Below are 18,913 nucleotides of genomic sequence, written 5' to 3'. Positions count from 1 at the left end.
TGAAAGTTCGCATAAAATTTACCTTAAAAACAATAATCTACTACTAAGAGTATCCATTTGTGCTAGTATCTGAATTAGACTTTGGTAGTCGCAAAGGGAGTAAAATGACATTTCCCTTATTTATCAACGCCTGCAAGACCATTTCCACTACTAATAATACCTATTTTGCATAATGATTGCTGTTAAATGATTGTTAGCCATGTAAAAATGAAGTGAGGAACCATGTCAGAAGAACGATTTATCGATCCAAGGTTAATTGAAAAAGAGCCATTATTTGCGAGTTTACATCAACTCAATTTTGATATTTTACAGCACATCAATGCGATTCAGAGCAGTGTAATGGCTACTCAGCGAGATGTGTCAGATGACAACGATCACTGGCACGCTTTGCGTAATATATTTAAAAATAGCTTAGCGCAAATTGATAAAATGCCCTCTGAAATGACGGATTTGGTTTATAAAACCCAAGCATACATCACCTCAGACAATGCCAATGCTAACTGTGCTCAAGTGCTTGCTTGCGGTGCCCAAGCGCTGACTTTTTGGCGAATTTTAGGTGAAATCCCGGATGATTTGTTAGAAGTGGATGAAGTGAGCGCTGCGACTAAATCTCGCTTCATGGAACACTTGAGTATGTGGCACAAATTCTTTTATGACGACGGCCAGCTACACTGACCTTTCTTTTGCTTTAATCATTTGGATACCTTGCTGGCTTTTTCTTGACGACGTGACTGAGCTAGTGCCTTAGCAACTTGTCGTAGACTCATGTTTTCATCGGTTTCATCCTGAATATCCACACCTAAGAGTGCCTCTAACAAATCTTCCATAGTCAAGATGCCTTCTAAGCCGCCGTACTCGTCTATCACATGTAGCATGTGGACTTTATGTGATAAAAATTTATCAAACGTACTCGATAACGGCATCGAGCTGAGCAACGCCGGCATGTCCTTTTTGAAATCAATCAGAGGATAATGATGTTTGCCTTGCGCTTGTGCGATTAAAACATCGGTTTTCATGACAAATCCAACAATTTTTTCGGCATCACCTTCTTCGAAGATCGGAATACGCGAAAACTGCACATGCGCATGCTCGTTACAAAAAGCATCCACCGTCATATCTTGAGGGACAGAAAATACGTCCTTGCGATGCGTCATGGCTTGACGAATCGTCATTTCGTGAAGTGACATAAGACTTTTGAGGATATTCGCTTCATGCGCAGCTAATTGCCCCTCTTGCCCTGAGACTTCAGCCATCGCGTGCAGTTCTTCTCGAGATAGCCCTTTTAATGGTGATTCTTCAGTAAATCCTGAGGTGAGCTTTCTGGACATGACCACAAATGGATACAGTATAAGTATTAAATACTTCAAAAAATACGCAGTAACCGGAGCCAGTTGACGCCAAAACGTCGCGCCAAGGGTCTTGGGTATAATTTCTGAGAACACCAAAATCAACAGCGTTAACACCGCAGAAATGAGCCCTAAATACGCATCCCCAAATACTTTTGCCGCTTGCGCACCGGCGCCTGCTGCGCCCATCGTATGTGCAATAGTATTGAGGGTTAATATCGCCGAAAGCGGTTTATTGATATCTTGCGTGAGATCTTCAAGGATCTGGCCACTGGCGTTGCGCTTTTTCTTGAGTACCGAGATATGTGCGCTCGACACACTCAAAATAACCGCTTCGGCAATGGAGCACAAAAAAGAAAAGCCCAATGCCACACCAATGTAAATTAACAGCAGTATCATGTCCGTATAGAAATCTAATTTTCAAAAATTAAAGTATGCACCAATGTCTACTTGGTGTCACCTCTACAAAAGGCTTTTTCTTCTCCATAAAACCAATAACCCAAGCCCCACTAACCAGTAGGCGCTTACAATACCGCCTGTAGACCCTCCTGAATCATTTGTTGCCGGAGTTACTGCAGTCGAAGGCGTTGTTACAGGGGTAAACACATCTAAGGTACTCGACGCTGTGGTACTTAATGCCGGAGAGCCTGAATCCGTTACCGTCGCACTGATGATAACTTGATCTGCAGTGATTGCAGCTGGAGAAAATGTGAGTTGTGCATTATTTACATTATGGCTGGATACACCACTTATACTCCACTCAATTGTGTGTGAGTCATTACTATCATCATCTTGAACTTGAGCAATTACAGTTACATTGCCATCGGTTGTATCAATACGAGAAATCGTTTGCGATGCTTGAGCTACAAGCAAATTAATCGTTGGCGCATTATTTGATGGGGTTGGATTAGTTGGGTTAGTTGGATTGGTTGGAGTTGTTGGGTTGGTATTCCCATTGTCAGCCCTTCGACTAAAATAAATGTTATCAATAAAAACCGTTCCTGAACCCATAATTTTGAGCTGAAATGTATCTGTTAAATCAACGACTTGTTCGTATTCACTGAGTGGCACCACCGCACTTTGCCACTGGGCACGCTCGATGGGTAAGTTAACTGGGTTTTCATTAGGACCTGGACTGATTAGGTATAATTCGAGGTAGGCTGCGTCCTTAGTCCAATAATCAATATGCAAAAAGTCATAATCACTCACATCTTGCTTATTGTTACCATAATCCGTGCCCTGATAATTCAAACCACGATAAACCAGCGTGTTATTGCCATCAATCAAAAGCTCTTCAACTTGAGTTGCTTGGTTCCAGTTTGGATTGTAATCAATATTAGTTATATTTTCATATACATCTGAATACAAGGAAATCACATTATTGGCATCTACTGTAGGTATTGGCGCAGCTGTTTCGGGTGCATCAGGTAGTTGCTCAGGCGGAACAACTAAGCATCCTCTATAATCGACGTTTGCATCGGCTTGCGTCGCAGGACACTGATCTTCACTATTGGCCACTCCATCATTGTCATCATCGAGTGCCAATGGAGTCGTTTCATTACAACGTGAAGCTTGGTTTGAGGACGTTGGTAAACAACGCGCAACATAATCGACTTCTAACGTAGATGTATCCAAAGATGAATCTATCGCACCACCTAAAGTACCACCCATCGCGACATTGAGCAGAAGGAACATCGGTTCTTCATAAAAGTCACAACTGCGCATGTCATAACGCACTACTTCGGTGTCATTTATATGAAAACTAATGCTATCAGCGGTCCATTCCATTGCATATACATGAAAATCCTGTACATCTGGAGCACCACTAGGGTAGTTATAATAAGCGACAGCACCACATGCGTCGCTGCCAGCATAGCGGGTTGAGTTATGGAATGCCGTAATATAACTGTTACCATTATTTCCGTGCCATTCCCATATATCGATTTCACCTGCCCCACGATTTGGCCAACCAACGTTGTCGTTATCACCCGCGATGGGTTGTTCTTGGATGCGATTTTCTAACGCCCAAAATGCAGGCCACGTGCCATGGCGTAAATCATTAAAACGCAAACGCGTTTCAATTCTGCCATACAAAAATTCTGCCTTATCTTTGGAGTTCAAACGACCTGAAGTCCACTCACGAAAACGTCCATTTTGCCCAGGACAATTGATATTCATGCGGCGAGAGATAATTTTTAATGTGCCGTCTGATACTTCATAGTTACGGTTAGCGGATGTTTCATCATCAGTGTAACACTGGACTTCATTATTGTAATTAGCGTTGGTTTGCGCCGTCCAGTTGTTCCAGTTGACACCAGTGCCATCAAAGCGTTCGATCCATGTGACTTCCCAACCTGCCAGTGCTGAGAATGGGACAAACACCATCACCAACCAATATTTTATTAAAAATTTCATATCACGCTCTTTTCTTTAAAACACCGTAACCATACAGCAAAGATAAGTTAATGAAAAGTAATAATGAAAGCGCTTACATTATATTTTCAACTTGTTCCTATTCGGTTAATTGCGTGGTATTAATTTTGTATCAAATAAACCGCAATTCGCTGGGCGCATTTTCTCAATTGAACTTGGAAAACGGGTTTGTAGTCTCTGTAGCTTGTGTTGCCCCTCAACAAATCGCACTGTCGTAGGACATTCTGAAACATCATAATAGAAAATTTTCGGTCAAATCCCATGTTGCATTAGCGTAGTTTTACTGTATTGATGGATGTCATCCAAATCTTCTACTGTATCCCCAAACACGATCCAATCGGCTCTTTGATGTTTGTAATATGCCTTTGAGTGATCAAACTCATCAACCCAAAACACGTCAAGATATTCCGCATCAGTTACCTGGTAAATATTGCGTTAAATAATATAAATAATGAACTTCAAAAAAGATTTTCATATAGATCACAACGAAAAAGGATGTGGCATGGTACCTGTGTGTCTGCGAATCCACTAAATTCTAAATTCCAGACAATGGGTACTCCAACCACCAGATACAAAAAAGCTCGCCGAAGCGAGCTTTTTCAATAACTAACATGTATTAGTCAATAATCTTGGCAACAACGCCCGCACCTACTGTACGGCCACCTTCACGGATTGCGAAGCGTAAACCTTCGTCCATCGCGATAGGTGCAATAAGCTCAACAACAAACTTCAAGTTGTCGCCTGGCATAACCATCTCTACGCCTTCAGGTAGCTCTACCGCACCTGTTACGTCAGTCGTACGGAAGTAGAACTGTGGACGATAGCCTTTGAAGAATGGCGTATGACGGCCACCTTCGTCTTTGCTTAGTACGTATACTTCTGCTTCAAACTTAGTGTGTGGGTTGATTGAACCAACCAGTTTCGCCAATACTTGACCACGTTCAACTTCATCACGCTTAGTACCACGTAATAGAACACCAACGTTCTCACCTGCACGACCTTCGTCAAGCAGCTTACGGAACATCTCTACACCAGTACAAGTAGTAGTCGTAGTCTCTTTGATACCAACGATTTCGACTTCTTCACCAACTTTGATGATACCTTGCTCAACACGACCGGTTACAACAGTACCACGACCAGAGATTGAGAATACATCTTCGATTGGCAAGATGAACGGCTTATCGATGTCACGCTCTGGCTCTGGGATGTATGAATCTAAGGCTTCGCCTAGTTCGATGATTTTCGCTTCCCATTCTGCTTCGCCTTCAAGCGCTTTTAATGCAGAACCTTGGATAACTGGTAAGTCGTCACCTGGGAATTCATATTCAGAAAGAAGTTCACGAACTTCCATCTCGACTAATTCTAATAATTCTTCATCGTCAACCATGTCACACTTGTTCATGAATACGATGATGTAAGGTACGCCAACCTGACGACCTAATAGGATGTGCTCACGAGTCTGTGGCATTGGGCCATCAGTCGCCGCAACCACCAAAATCGCACCGTCCATCTGTGCAGCACCAGTGATCATGTTTTTAACATAGTCAGCGTGTCCTGGGCAGTCTACGTGCGCGTAGTGGCGTGTTGGTGTGTCATATTCTACGTGTGAAGTTGCGATCGTGATACCACGCTCACGCTCTTCTGGAGCGTTGTCGATTTGATCGAATGCTTGCGCTGAACCACCGTAAGTCTTTGCTAGTACAGTAGTGATCGCTGCGGTTAATGTCGTTTTACCGTGGTCAACGTGGCCGATTGTACCTACGTTAACGTGCGGTTTCGTACGTTCAAACTTTTCTTTTGCCATTGCTAAGTTTCCTAATTTTTTGAAAAGCCCGACCACACAAGACCGGACCAAACCTGCTAATAAAAATTATTGACGAGATTCGATAATCGCCTGAGCAACATTCGATGCCGCCTCAGAATAATTAAAGAATTCCATCGAATAGGATGCACGTCCTTGCGTGGCTGAACGCAAATCAGTGGCATACCCAAACATTTCAGAAAGAGGCACTTTAGCACGGACAATCTTAATCCCCGCAACACCATCTTCCATTCCTTCAATCAAGCCGCGACGACGGTTGAGGTCACCCACCACATCGCCCATCCACTCTTCCGGAGTGGTTACTTCGACTTTCATTACTGGTTCTAGGAGCACTGGAGATGCATCAAGTGCACCTTTTTTGAAGCCCATAGAGCCTGCAATTTTAAACGCCATCTCAGAACTGTCAACATCGTGATATGAACCATCATACAATGTGACTTTTACGTCTAACATGGGATAACCAGCTAATACGCCCGATTGCATCTGTTCTTGGCAACCTTTATCTACCGCTGGAATGTATTCTTTTGGTACAACACCGCCAACGATTTCATTAACGAATTCATAGCCTGCACCTTCTTCTTGTGGCTCTAAACGCAACCACACATGACCGAATTGACCTTTACCGCCAGATTGACGTACAAATTTACCTTCGACTTCAACCGTTGAACGAATGGTTTCACGGTAAGCAACTTGCGGCTTACCAACATTACATTCGACACTGAACTCGCGCTTCATGCGGTCAACAATGATGTCTAAATGCAATTCACCCATACCAGATATGATGGTTTGGCCAGATTCTTCATCAGTGTGCACGCGGAACGACGGATCTTCTGCCGCCAATTTCGATAGCGCAATACCCATCTTTTCTTGGTCGGGTTTTGAACGAGGTTCTACTGCAATCGAAATAACCGGATCAGGGAATTCCATACGCTCAAGCGTAATGATATTGCTTGGGTCACATAAGGTATCACCCGTGGTCACGTCTTTAAGACCAATCGCTGCTGCGATGTCCCCCGCGCGGACTTCTTTAAGCTCCTCGCGATCGTTTGCATGCATTTGTACAATGCGGCCAAAACGTTCGCGCTTACCTTTTACTGGGTTATACACGGTATCACCAGTGTTGACGACACCAGAATATACGCGGAAAAAGGTTAGGGTACCGACATACGGATCGGTTGCAATTTTGAACGCCAACGCAGAGAAAGGCGCTTTGTCGTCTGATTCGCGAGACGCTTCAGTTTCGTCTTTGTCGTCCAATATACCGGTAATCGCTTTGACTTCGGTAGGTGAAGGTAAATATTCGACGACGGCATCAAGCACGGCTTGCACGCCTTTGTTTTTGAATGCAGAACCACACGTAGCTAAGACGATTTCATTATTAATTGTTCTTTGTCTTAACGCCGCTTTGATTTCACTTTCAGAGAGTTCTTCACCCTCTAGATATTTGTCCATCAACTCTTCATTGGCTTCCGCCGCAGCTTCCACTAATTCAGTGCGAAGTTCTTCTGCTTCAAGCTGATATTCTTCTGGGATCTCATCATAGGTAAAGGTCATACCCTGATCATCTGGATTCCAGTTGATGGCTTTCATTTTGATCAAATCAATGACACCGACGAAGTTTTCTTCTGCGCCCATGTTCAATTGAATTGGCACACATTGCGCGCCTAAGCGTTTGCGGATTTGACCGACAACACGCATAAAGTCTGCTCCGGCTCGGTCCATCTTGTTGACAAATACCATGCGTGGCACTTCGTATTTGTCAGCTTGACGCCATACCGTTTCAGATTGTGGTTCAACACCTGAAGAACCACAGAATACGACAACCGCACCATCTAATACGCGCAGTGAACGTTCTACTTCAATGGTGAAGTCAACGTGCCCTGGCGTATCAATAATGTTGATGCGGTGTTGTGGGAACTGCTGCTCCATACCTGCCCAAAAGCAAGTCGTTGCAGCAGAGGTAATGGTAATGCCCCGCTCTTGTTCCTGTTCCATCCAATCCATAGTAGCGGCACCATCGTGCACTTCACCAATTTTATGAGATAGACCAGTGTAGAACAAAACACGCTCAGTCGTGGTGGTTTTGCCCGCATCAACGTGCGCACAAATCCCAATATTACGATAGCGTTCGATCGGAGTCTGACGAGCCATATAGTCCTCTTATTCCCTAGGTTGGTTATTACCAGCTTACCAGCGGTAATGTGCGAACGCTTTGTTCGCTTCAGCCATGCGGTGTACGTCTTCACGTTTCTTAACCGCAGAACCTTTGTTCTCAGAGGCATCGAGCATTTCTGCCGCTAAGCGCTGAGCCATTGATTTCTCACCGCGTTTACGAGACGCTTCTACTAACCAACGCATACCTAGTGCATTACGACGTACTGGGCGAACTTCTACAGGTACTTGGTACGTAGAACCACCTACACGACGAGATTTAACCTCGACCGTTGGACGGATGTTCTCTAGTGCATCTTCAAATACATCTAAGTGTGCTTTGCCAGTTTTTTCAGCAACAATATCAAGCGCACCGTAAACGATTTTCTCAGCTGTTGATTTTTTGCCGTCTAACATGACGACGTTCATGAATTTTGCAAGTAGTTCTGATTTGAACTTAGGATCAGGTAGGATTTTGCGTTGTCCTACGACTCTTCTTCTTGGCATCTTAATTCTCCGTAGAATTCAGGGATTTCCCAAAACTCATTAAATATTAATGTTTGGCCTTACTAACGGAGAACCGTTACGATTTTGGCCGTTTAGCGCCGTACTTAGAACGGGCTTGTTTACGATCGCTTACGCCAGCGCAGTCTAATGTACCGCGAACTGTGTGATAACGAACACCTGGTAAATCTTTAACACGACCACCGCGAATCAATACAACGCTGTGCTCTTGTAAGTTGTGACCTTCACCACCGATATATGAAGATACTTCAAAACCGTTGGTTAAACGAACACGACATACTTTACGTAATGCAGAGTTCGGCTTCTTTGGCGTAGTTGTATATACGCGAGTACATACACCACGACGTTGTGGGCAAGCTTCTAAAGCCGCAACGTTGCTTTTTGCAACTGGCTTCTTACGAGGCTTACGCACTAACTGGTTAACTGTTGCCATTAACTAGCTCCTGAGTAAATAAAAATACGGCAATGTTTATACATTACCAACGTGTCGTTTTTGTGAAATATGCTCGTATTCCAGCAAAAACTCTGTCTTTCTTAAGGTTTAGCGAGAACATCGCCTAATTTAAGGACGCGAAATTATGAAGGTGAATGAGAATAAAGTCAAGTTGTTTAACCATCCTTACCTGATTATCAACACGAAAAAAAACGCACCCAAAGGTGCGTTTCATATTTATTAAACTCAAGTCCCCAGAACTGGTAACAATTTTACAATTTTTGTGTGTATATCTGGCCTATCCTTAGATAATCTCTGCAATAGTTCTATATGATGACTATTCAATTCCGCGCCTTTTGTTAATAAAGATTGCACGATTCGTGGAGATGCTGTTGGATTTATTGGCGCATTCACAATAGCAATACCTAGAGTGTCGATACCCATGGAGGGTTTATATGACATTAAATCAAAAGACTTATCCAACAAAAACTCAAAACTTTCTGCTGGCATCGGCATCATCATCGCCATATCTAGTACGTGGAGCTCACTCGAGTCATCCACTAGGTTTACACCAAAATTCTCCAACTGCTTTACAAACTCTATCCTTCCTTGTGAAAGTGCATGTAAAGTTGAGGTAGGGAATATCTGCGCACCTTGATTCACAAAATTTTCGATCATATCAACTGGCGCACTTAATGCGATAGCTGCATTGGTCAGTGCTGTTAAGGTATCAACATCACCAGATTCAGCCAGCACTACTTTTTCAAACGCTTCCCATTGTTTGCTCTGAGCATATTGGGCAAGTTGCATACCAATGTTCATCAAATGCATCTCTTGCTCTTTTGTCAAAGATTGAGTACTTACATTATTATTTGCCATTACAGCTTTTACTTTTTCATGGAATGATTGAAGTTGACTGACAGTGTTGGATGCTAAAAATCGTTTTGCATCATGATCTGACTTTTCCATGATTTTAGGGGCGGTTAATTCTGACTGTGGCAGCGAATTTAAACCTGAGGTGTTCGTATTTGCAGAGTTTGCAGTTTCAACATCTGGTTCTTGAACAGTTTGATGGTAACTTACATCGCTTGCCATCCTTATGTAATTACTTACGTTTATCATGATCACAATAATTAGGATTTGGTTTTTAAAAAAAACTTCCAAACATATTTTTCCAACAACACTTTTAAAGGGTTTAATTCTTTCATAGGTCAGATATACAAACACGCCTCCTACAAAAACCATAAAATACCGCCCAGTATCCCAATGCGCCGCATCCATTTCAGTGAAAATGTCAAAGCCTGCTTGAACCAGTAATGGGAGCATAATGACTATAATTATATTTTTGAGGCTAATGTTTATTGATTTAATCATGATGAACACCCGTCTATCATATTTTCTTTTTCTACATCACATCTTTTTGTTTCTATGCTGTGGTAATAAGCTCCAATTCCCGTCATAATTGCACCATACGCAACAATTGTACTACCAACAGCACTTCCTACGCCCGTTAGCATTAATGTAGCACCGTAAGCCATTACAGAGTTTGAAAGTGTATAATTTAATAAAACACCGCTAACACGCTTTGTGCACTCTAGCCACTTCTCCCTAGCTTTTTTGCGACAAATTTCTCCTAAGGTTAATTCTAATTCTCTTGAGTTTTGATTGAACCCTTCGTTATTCCCATCTATCTGGTAATAAATATTTTGTTGATGCAAATGACTTAAGTAATAGTTGGAGTCGTCATAGGCAACGAACTGGGCTGATGAGCTAGAGCTGAAGATTAGGCTAAGCAAGGCAAGGCAAGGCAAGGAAAGTGATTTTATTCATTTTTTTCCTTTTTTTGAATAAATTAACAATTACATTCTAGTTATAGACAAGCTTTCATAAAACTGCAAATTGAATACCTCGTTATTTACCAAAAAAAACGCACCCGAAGGTGCGTTTCATATTTATTGCTTTGCTAACGATGTTATTCTTCGTCAGTCTGTGGCATCTCTGTTTCCGCATTTAATGCTTCAGTAATTGCCGCTGCAGCTTCATCCGCTGTCATAGACAATTCAACTTCCGCACCCGCTTTGCGAGCTGCGCGTTTTTCGTGATACGCGAAACCAGTACCAGCTGGGATCAGACGACCCACGATGACGTTTTCTTTCAAACCGCGTAACTCATCTTCTTTACCTTGTACCGCTGCTTCCGTAAGGACACGCGTGGTCTCCTGGAACGATGCAGCTGAGATGAATGACTCAGTTGAGAGTGACGCTTTGGTAATCCCCAATAGCTGTGTTTCGTACTTAGCAGGGACTTTGCCTTCTTTCTCCAGCGCGCGGTTAGCAATTTTCACTTGTGAAACTTCTAATTGCTCGCCTTCTAAGAACTGCGAATCACCTGCATCAAGAATGATACACTTACGTAGCATCTGGCGGATAACGACTTCGATGTGCTTATCGTTGATCTTAACACCTTGTAAACGATAGACTTCTTGTACTTCGTTCACGATGTAGTTAGAGACTGCACTGATACCGCGTAGACGCAAGATATCATGTGGTGACTCTGGACCATCGGCGATAACCTCACCTTTTTGTACTGATTCACCTTCAAACACGTTAAGTTGACGCCATTTTGGAATCATCTCTTCGTATACGTCACCATTGTCAGCACGAGTGATAGTCAAACGCTTCTTACCTTTGGTTTCTTTACCGAAGCCAATGATACCAGTGTGCTCTGCTAATATCGCAGGCTCTTTTGGCTTACGCGCTTCGAACAAATCTGCAACGCGCGGTAGACCACCGGTAATGTCACGGTTTTTAGAACCTTCTTGAGGAATACGTGCTAACACGTCACCTTCTTTCGCATCCATACCATTGGTTGCAAGAATTGCCGTACCACTTGGTAAGCGAATTTCTTGTAAACCGAACTCATCAGACTCAAGGATTAACTTAGGCTCTTTTGCATTTACCGTCGCTAAATCTTTAACAACGATACGCGATAGACCAGTTAGGTCATCTGTTTGCGTTTCGGTATTTGATTCATCTACGTCAGCAAATGAAATCTTCGCTGCACGTTCTGTGATGATTGGGTGAGTATGCGGATCCCAGTTTGCTACGATGTCGCCACCGTTAACCTGAGTACCGTCTTCGTGCGCTAAGATGGCACCGTAAGGCACTTTATAGCGCTCTTTCTCACGACCGTTTTCATCAATAACTGTAATTTCAGTTGAACGTGATACCACTACGAGCTTGCCGTCTTGATTGCGAACGGTTTTTTGGTTGTGATATTTGATCGAACCTGCGTTCTTCACGGCTACTGAGTTTTCTGCAGACGCACGTGATGCCGCACCACCAATGTGGAAGGTACGCATGGTTAACTGTGTGCCTGGCTCACCGATTGACTGAGCAGCGATAACACCAACCGCTTCACCAGAGGCAACCATATGGCCACGCGCTAGGTCACGACCATAACATTTAGCACATACACCGTGATCGTTGTCACAAGTGATAACTGAACGAACCACAACTTGGTCAACCGAGTTGGCCTCAAGCATGTCTACCAGTGCTTCATCAAGTAACGTATTACGTGCAACGAGCACTTCTTCACCACCTGGCATGATGACATCTTCAGCAACCACACGACCAAGTACACGCTCACGCAATGGCTCAACAACGTCTCCACCTTCAATTAGAGGGGTCATTACAACACCTTCTAAGGTGCCACAATCGTCGTTAGTAATGACCAAATCCTGCGCCACGTCAACCAAACGACGTGTAAGATAACCAGAGTTAGCCGTCTTCAATGCGGTATCGGCAAGACCTTTACGCGCACCGTGAGTAGAGATAAAGTACTGAAGTACATTTAGACCTTCACGGAAGTTTGCCGTGATCGGTGTCTCGATGATTGAGCCATCCGGTTTTGCCATCAAACCACGCATACCCGCTAGCTGACGGATCTGAGCAGCACTACCACGAGCACCTGAGTCGGCCATCATATAAACCGAGTTAAACGAAGTCTGGTCTTCAGGTTCGCCTTGTGCGTTGATGACCGTATCTTTCTCGAGATTGCTCATCATCGCTTTTGCGACTTTTTCGTTTGCCGCTGTCCAGATATCCAATACTTTTGAATAGCGCTCACCACCCGTTACTAGACCTGAGTTGAACTGCTCCTGAATTTGTACGACTTCAGCTTCAGCTGCTTCGATGATGTCTTTCTTCTCTTCAGGGATCACCATGTCATCGATACCAACTGACGCACCTGCGATCATCGCATAGTGGAAACCGGTGTACATGATTTGGTCAGCAGCAATAACTGTGTCTTTTAGACCGAGCTTACGATAACACTCGTTCAAAAGATTTGAGATTTGCTTCTTCTTCATTGGCTGGTTGATCAACGCAAAATCCAAACCTTGCGGTAAGATTGTCGAAAGCAATGCACGACCAACGGTCGTATCAACCAAAGAGGTATTTGCCACTTTTTCGCCAGACTCGTTCACTTCATACTGAGTGATACGAACCTTCACACGAGCATGCAATTCAGCTTGTTCAGTGCGATACGCTTTTTCAGCTTCTTTCGGGTCCGCAAACACCATACCTTCACCACGACCGTTGACACGGTCACGTGTTAGGTAATACAAGCCCAATACAACGTCCTGTGATGGAACAATGATTGGCTCACCGTTTGCTGGTGAAAGAATGTTGTTCGTTGACATCATCAATGCACGTGCTTCAAGTTGCGCTTCGAGTGTCAATGGAACGTGAACCGCCATTTGGTCACCGTCGAAGTCCGCGTTAAACGCCGCACAAACCAATGGGTGAAGCTGAATGGCTTTACCTTCGATCAACGTCGGTTCAAACGCCTGGATCCCCAAACGGTGAAGCGTTGGTGCACGGTTCAATAACACTGGATGCTCACGAATCACTTCGTCAAGAACGTCCCACACCTCAGGTGCTTCACGTTCAACCAGCTTCTTCGCCGCTTTAATGGTGGTGGCAAGACCACGGAATTCTAACTTGCCGTAGATAAATGGCTTGAACAACTCAAGTGCCATCTTCTTCGGTAAACCACACTGATGCAGTTTCAGGGTAGGACCAACGGTAATTACAGAACGACCAGAGTAGTCAACACGCTTACCAAGAAGGTTTTGACGGAAACGGCCTTGCTTACCTTTGATCATGTCAGCAAGCGATTTTAATGGACGCTTGTTCGAGCCGGTGATTGCTCGTCCACGACGGCCGTTATCAAGTAAGGCATCAACCGCTTCTTGTAACATACGTTTTTCGTTGCGCACGATGATATCTGGTGCAGCAAGGTCCAATAGACGCTTCAAACGGTTGTTACGGTTGATTACTCGACGATACAAGTCGTTCAAATCAGACGTCGCAAAACGACCGCCATCTAGCGGTACTAATGGACGAAGATCAGGTGGCAATACTGGAAGTACTGTCATGATCATCCACTCTGGCTTGTTGCCAGACTGCTGGAATGACTCTAACAATTTTAAACGCTTAGTGATTTTCTTACGCTTAGTTTCAGAGTTGATCGACGGTAACTCTTCGCGCATTGCCGCAACGTCCGCATCAACATCTAATACTTTGAGCAAATCAAATACCGCTTCGGCACCCATTTTTGCTTCAAACTCATCACCGTGCTCTTCTAGTGCATCCAAATACTCTTCTTCAGTTAGCATCTGAGAGCGCTCAAGATTGGTCATGCCCGGCTCGGTTACAACATAGCTTTCAAAATATAATACGCGTTCAATGTCACGCAGCGTCATATCAAGCATCAAACCAATGCGAGATGGCAGTGATTTTAAGAACCATATGTGTGCAACAGGTGATGCTAATTCAATGTGGCCCATGCGCTCACGACGAACCTTGGCAAGCGTGACTTCAACGCCGCACTTTTCACAGATCACACCGCGGTGCTTTAAGCGCTTGTATTTACCACACAAGCACTCATAGTCTTTGACCGGCCCAAAAATACGAGCACAGAACAAACCGTCACGCTCAGGTTTGAACGTACGGTAGTTAATGGTTTCAGGCTTTTTCACTTCACCAAAAGACCATGAACGAACCATGTCAGGTGAAGATAAACCGATGCGAATATTATCGAACTCTTCGGTTTTATTTTGCTGTTTTAGAAACTTTAATAAATCTTTCATTATTGTTCTTCCAACTCAATATTGATACCTAATGAACGGATTTCTTTTAACAATACGTTAAATGATTCCGGCATACCTGGTTCCATCTTGTGGTTACCATCAACGATGTTCTTATACATCTTAGTACGACCGTTCACGTCATCCGATTTCACTGTCAACATTTCTTGTAGTGTATAGGCAGCACCGTATGCTTCTAATGCCCATACTTCCATCTCACCGAAGCGCTGACCACCAAACTGTGCTTTACCGCCCAGAGGTTGCTGCGTAACAAGTGAGTAAGAGCCAGTAGAACGTGCGTGCATCTTATCATCCACTAAGTGGTTGAGCTTGAGCATGTACATGTAACCAACCGTTACTGGACGCTCAAATGCACGACCGGTACGACCATCAAACAATGTGATCTGACCGCTCTCAGGAATGTCTGCAAGTTTCAGTAATTGCTTAATTTCAGCTTCTGTCGCACCATCGAACACCGGTGTTGCAACAGGCACACCTTTACGCAAGTTTTGCGCAAGACGTTTCACTTCGTCATCAGAGAAACTCGCAATATCAACTTTTTGCTGAGATTCACCTGTTGAGTAAACTTCAGATAAGAACTCACGAAGTTGGTTTACTTCGGCTTGTTCTTTGATCATCGCATCAATCTTCGCACCAAGACCATGTGCAGCCATACCCAAGTGAGTCTCAAGGATCTGACCGATGTTCATCCGCGAAGGTACACCAAGTGGATTCAGTACGATATCAACTGGTGTGCCATTTTCGTCATAAGGCATGTCTTCAACAGGTAGGATAGTTGAGATAACACCCTTGTTACCGTGACGACCCGCCATCTTGTCACCAGGCTGCAGCTGACGCTTAACGGCAAGATAGACTTTGACAACTTTAAGTACGCCAGGTTGTAAATCATCACCTTGAATGATTTTCTGACGTTTTTGCTCTAATTTCTTATCGAAAGTAGAACGTACTTCTGCGTGCTGTTCGGCTGCAGATTCAAGCTCTGCTTGAGCGTCTTCATCTTTCAGTGCGATTTCGAACCATTTTTCACGTGGTGTATCATCTAGCTTGGCACTATCAATACCATTTGCTTCAAGTAAGCGACGCGCCCCAGCAAAAATACCATCTTCTAAGATTTTTAACTCATCAGATAAGTCTTTTTTAACTTCTTTAAGCTGCATCTCTTCGATTTCTTTGGCACGAGCGTCTTTTTCGACACCGTCACGGGTAAAGACTTGTACGTCGATAACGGTTCCGTGAACAGAGTTTGGCACACGCAAAGAGGTGTCTTTTACATCAGAAGCTTTTTCACCAAAAATAGCTCTTAATAGCTTCTCTTCTGGCGTTAACTGAGTTTCACCTTTTGGTGTCACTTTACCTACTAGGATATCGCCGCCTTTCACTTCAGCACCGATGTAAACAACACCAGATTCGTCAAGTTTACCCAGTGCTGATTCACCCACGTTTGGAATGTCGGCTGAAATCTCTTCTGGACCAAGCTTGGTATCACGTGCCACACAAGATAATTCTTGGATGTGGATGGTCGTGAAACGATCTTCTTGCGAGACACGCTCTGAAATCAGAATCGAGTCTTCGAAGTTGTAACCGTTCCAAGGCATGAACGCGATACGCATGTTCTGACCAAGCGCAAGCTCACCTAAGTCAGTCGAAGGGCCATCCGCAAGGACGTCACCGACCACAACTGGATCGCCAACATTACACGTTGGTTTTTGATTGATACACGTGTTCTGGTTTGAACGCGTATATTTAGTCAGGTTATAGATATCGATGCCTGCTTCACCAGCGACTGTCTCATCTGTATTGACTTTTACAACAATGCGCGATGCATCGACGTAATCAATCACACCACCGCGTTTAGCGACAACCGTTACACCAGAATCTACCGCAACGATTTTTTCCATACCGGTACCAACCAGCGGCTTATCAGCTCGCAGAGTAGGTACGGCTTGACGTTGCATGTTTGCACCCATCAAGGCACGGTTCGCATCGTCGTGTTCTAGGAATGGGATGATCGACGCCGCGATCGATACGATTTGTTGTGATGAAACATCCATATAGCTGATGTCTTCACGTTGCATCAATGTGGTTTCACCACGGTGACGACAAGGTACTAGATCATCAACAATCGCACCGTTAGCATCTAATGCGATGTTTGCCTGAGCAACTGCATACGCTGTTTCTTCAATCGCAGAAAGGTAGTCGATTTGGTCGGTTACTTTACCGTCTACCACTTTGCGATAAGGGGTTTCAAGGAAACCGTAGTCATTGGTACGAGCAAATGACGCCAATGAATTGATGAGGCCGATGTTTGGACCTTCCGGCGTTTCGATTGGACATACCCGACCATAGTGCGTTGGGTGAACGTCTCGAACTTCAAAGCCAGCACGTTCACGAGTCAAGCCGCCTGGGCCTAATGCAGAAATACGACGCTTGTGTGTGACTTCTGATAACGGGTTGTTCTGGTCCATAAACTGGGAGAGCTGTGATGAACCGAAGAACTCTTTGATCGCTGCTGAAATTGGTTTTGCATTGATCAAATCTTGAGGCATGACGTTATCTAAATCACCCAGTGATAAACGCTCTTTTACGGCACGTTCAACACGAACAAGACCAACGCGGAATTGGTTTTCAGCCATTTCTCCAACTGAACGAATACGACGGTTACCCAAGTGGTCAATATCATCGACTTCGTCTTTACCATCGCGAATCGTAATCAACTGCTGCATTACCGCAACGATGTCTTCTTTAGACAAAGTGCCTTCGCCAGTGATTTCTTCACGGCCAAGACGACGGTTGAACTTCATACGACCAACGGCAGATAAATCATAGCGCTCATCTGAGAAGAATAAGTTGTCGAATAACGTTTCTGCTGCGTCTTTCGTTGGTGGTTCACCAGGACGCATCATACGATAAATTTCTACTAATGCAGTTAAACGATCAGTTGTAGTATCGATGCGAATGGTATCAGAAATATAAGAACCGTGATCCAAGTCATTAATGTAAAGCGTTGAGAACTCAGTGACACCAGCCGCTTTGATGTTTTCAATCATTTCAGCCGTTAATTCATCATTTGCCTGGGCTATGACTTCACCAGAATCGGTGTCCACAATGCTGTTTTTAAGCACGCGACCAATGATGTATTCAGCTGGAACCTCAAGCTCTGTGATTTTTGCTTTTTCTAGAGCACGAGTATGACGTGCAGAAATACGCTTGCCGCTTTCAACTAGAACGTTGCCATCATTATCAATAATGTCAAATTGCGCGATTTCACCACGAAGGCGATCCGCTACAATTTCCATCATAACGCTGTCACCTTCAAAGCGTACCTGTACACCTTCATAAAACATGTCTAGGATTTCTTCAGTGGTATACTCAAGTGCACGCAGAATGATAGTAGCCGGTAGCTTACGACGACGGTCAATACGGACAAACAGATTGTCTTTCGGATCAAATTCAAAGTCTAACCATGAACCACGATAAGGAATCACTCGCGCGTTATATAATACTTTTCCTGATGAGTGAGTTTTACCTTTATCATGGTCAAAGAATACACCCGGTGAACGGTGTAGCTGAGATACGATAACACGCTCAGTACCGTTGATGACGAATGTACCGTTTTCGGTCATTAGCGGGATTTCGCCCATGTAGACTTCTTGCTCTTTGATGTCTTTGACTGCGTTATTCGCATCTTTATCAAACAACACCAAGCGCAACTTCACGCGCAATGGCGCTGAATAAGTTACAGAGCGAATTTGACACTCACGTACATCGAATACTGGCTCGCCTAAGCGGTAGCTGACATACTGTAATTCTGAGTTACCTGAATAACTCTTGATAGGAAATACAGAGCTAAAAGCAGCTTCCAAGCCAACATTGGTGTCGCCGTGAACATCAATGAATTTTTTGAATGAATCTAACTGAATAGATAATAGGTATGGAATATCCAATACCTGAGGGCGTTTGCCAAAATCCTTACGGATACGTTTCTTCTCGCTAAAAGAGTAAACCATAGGTTACTTAGCCTCTAATTTTGA

The 18,913-nt window shown here is 43.9% G+C and carries 12 protein-coding genes; 1 reads left to right on the top strand and 11 read right to left on the bottom strand.

What is annotated here, in order from left to right:
• Positions 1-222 precede the first annotated feature (222 nt).
• On the top strand, positions 223-675 hold the full coding sequence (locus NLG07_RS04365) for a hypothetical protein (protein WP_254856478.1): 453 nt from the start codon (positions 223-225) through the stop codon (positions 673-675).
• A 17-nt stretch (positions 676-692) separates the two neighbouring features.
• Here NLG07_RS04365 and NLG07_RS04360 read toward each other — a convergent pair whose 3' ends face one another.
• The 11 genes from NLG07_RS04360 to rpoB all read right to left on the bottom strand — a co-directional run bounded on the left by NLG07_RS04360 (position 693) and on the right by rpoB (position 18,889).
• On the bottom strand, positions 693-1,745 hold the full coding sequence (locus NLG07_RS04360) for a CNNM domain-containing protein (protein WP_254856477.1): 1,053 nt from the start codon (positions 1,743-1,745) through the stop codon (positions 693-695).
• A 63-nt stretch (positions 1,746-1,808) separates the two neighbouring features.
• On the bottom strand, positions 1,809-3,761 hold the full coding sequence (locus tag NLG07_RS04355; protein WP_254856476.1) for a family 16 glycosylhydrolase: 1,953 nt from the start codon (positions 3,759-3,761) through the stop codon (positions 1,809-1,811).
• 270 nt (positions 3,762-4,031) lie between these two features.
• Positions 4,032-4,175 (bottom strand): hypothetical protein, encoded by a 144-nt coding sequence (locus NLG07_RS04350; RefSeq protein WP_254856475.1) that lies wholly within the window; start codon positions 4,173-4,175, stop codon positions 4,032-4,034.
• A gap of 220 nt (positions 4,176-4,395) precedes the next feature.
• On the bottom strand, positions 4,396-5,583 hold the full coding sequence (gene tuf / locus NLG07_RS04345) for an elongation factor Tu (RefSeq protein ID WP_254856474.1): 1,188 nt from the start codon (positions 5,581-5,583) through the stop codon (positions 4,396-4,398).
• A gap of 66 nt (positions 5,584-5,649) precedes the next feature.
• Positions 5,650-7,752 carry an elongation factor G gene (gene fusA / locus NLG07_RS04340; RefSeq protein WP_254856473.1) on the bottom strand — a complete coding sequence of 701 codons (2,103 nt, stop codon included), beginning with the start codon at positions 7,750-7,752 and terminating at the stop codon, positions 5,650-5,652.
• Between the two features lie 36 nt (positions 7,753-7,788).
• A complete protein-coding gene (rpsG, locus tag NLG07_RS04335) occupies positions 7,789-8,259 on the bottom strand; it encodes a 30S ribosomal protein S7 (protein ID WP_254856472.1) in 471 nt (156 codons plus the stop codon).
• A gap of 76 nt (positions 8,260-8,335) precedes the next feature.
• A complete protein-coding gene (rpsL, locus tag NLG07_RS04330; RefSeq protein ID WP_254856471.1) occupies positions 8,336-8,710 on the bottom strand; it encodes a 30S ribosomal protein S12 in 375 nt (124 codons plus the stop codon).
• 246 nt (positions 8,711-8,956) lie between these two features.
• Entirely contained in the window at positions 8,957-10,084 is a 1,128-nt protein-coding gene (locus tag NLG07_RS04325) for a hypothetical protein (RefSeq protein WP_254856470.1), read from the bottom strand.
• Entirely contained in the window at positions 10,081-10,428 is a 348-nt protein-coding gene (locus tag NLG07_RS04320) for a hypothetical protein (protein ID WP_254856469.1), read from the bottom strand. The genes NLG07_RS04325 and NLG07_RS04320 overlap by 4 nt, the downstream gene beginning before the upstream one ends.
• Before the next feature lie 254 nt (positions 10,429-10,682).
• A complete protein-coding gene (gene rpoC, locus NLG07_RS04315; protein ID WP_254856468.1) occupies positions 10,683-14,864 on the bottom strand; it encodes a DNA-directed RNA polymerase subunit beta' in 4,182 nt (1,393 codons plus the stop codon).
• Positions 14,864-18,889, bottom strand: coding sequence for a DNA-directed RNA polymerase subunit beta (rpoB, locus tag NLG07_RS04310; protein WP_254856467.1), 4,026 nt, complete (start codon positions 18,887-18,889; stop codon positions 14,864-14,866). Before rpoB ends, rpoC begins: the two co-directional genes overlap by 1 nt.
• Positions 18,890-18,913 lie beyond the last annotated feature (24 nt).

It is taken from the genome of Alteromonas sp. LMIT006 (assembly GCF_024300645.1).
GTDB classification, from domain to species: domain Bacteria; phylum Pseudomonadota; class Gammaproteobacteria; order Enterobacterales; family Alteromonadaceae; genus Opacimonas; species Opacimonas immobilis.
The sequence above is the reverse complement of the archived record's forward strand: the minus strand, read 5'-3'. Positions and strand labels throughout refer to the sequence as shown.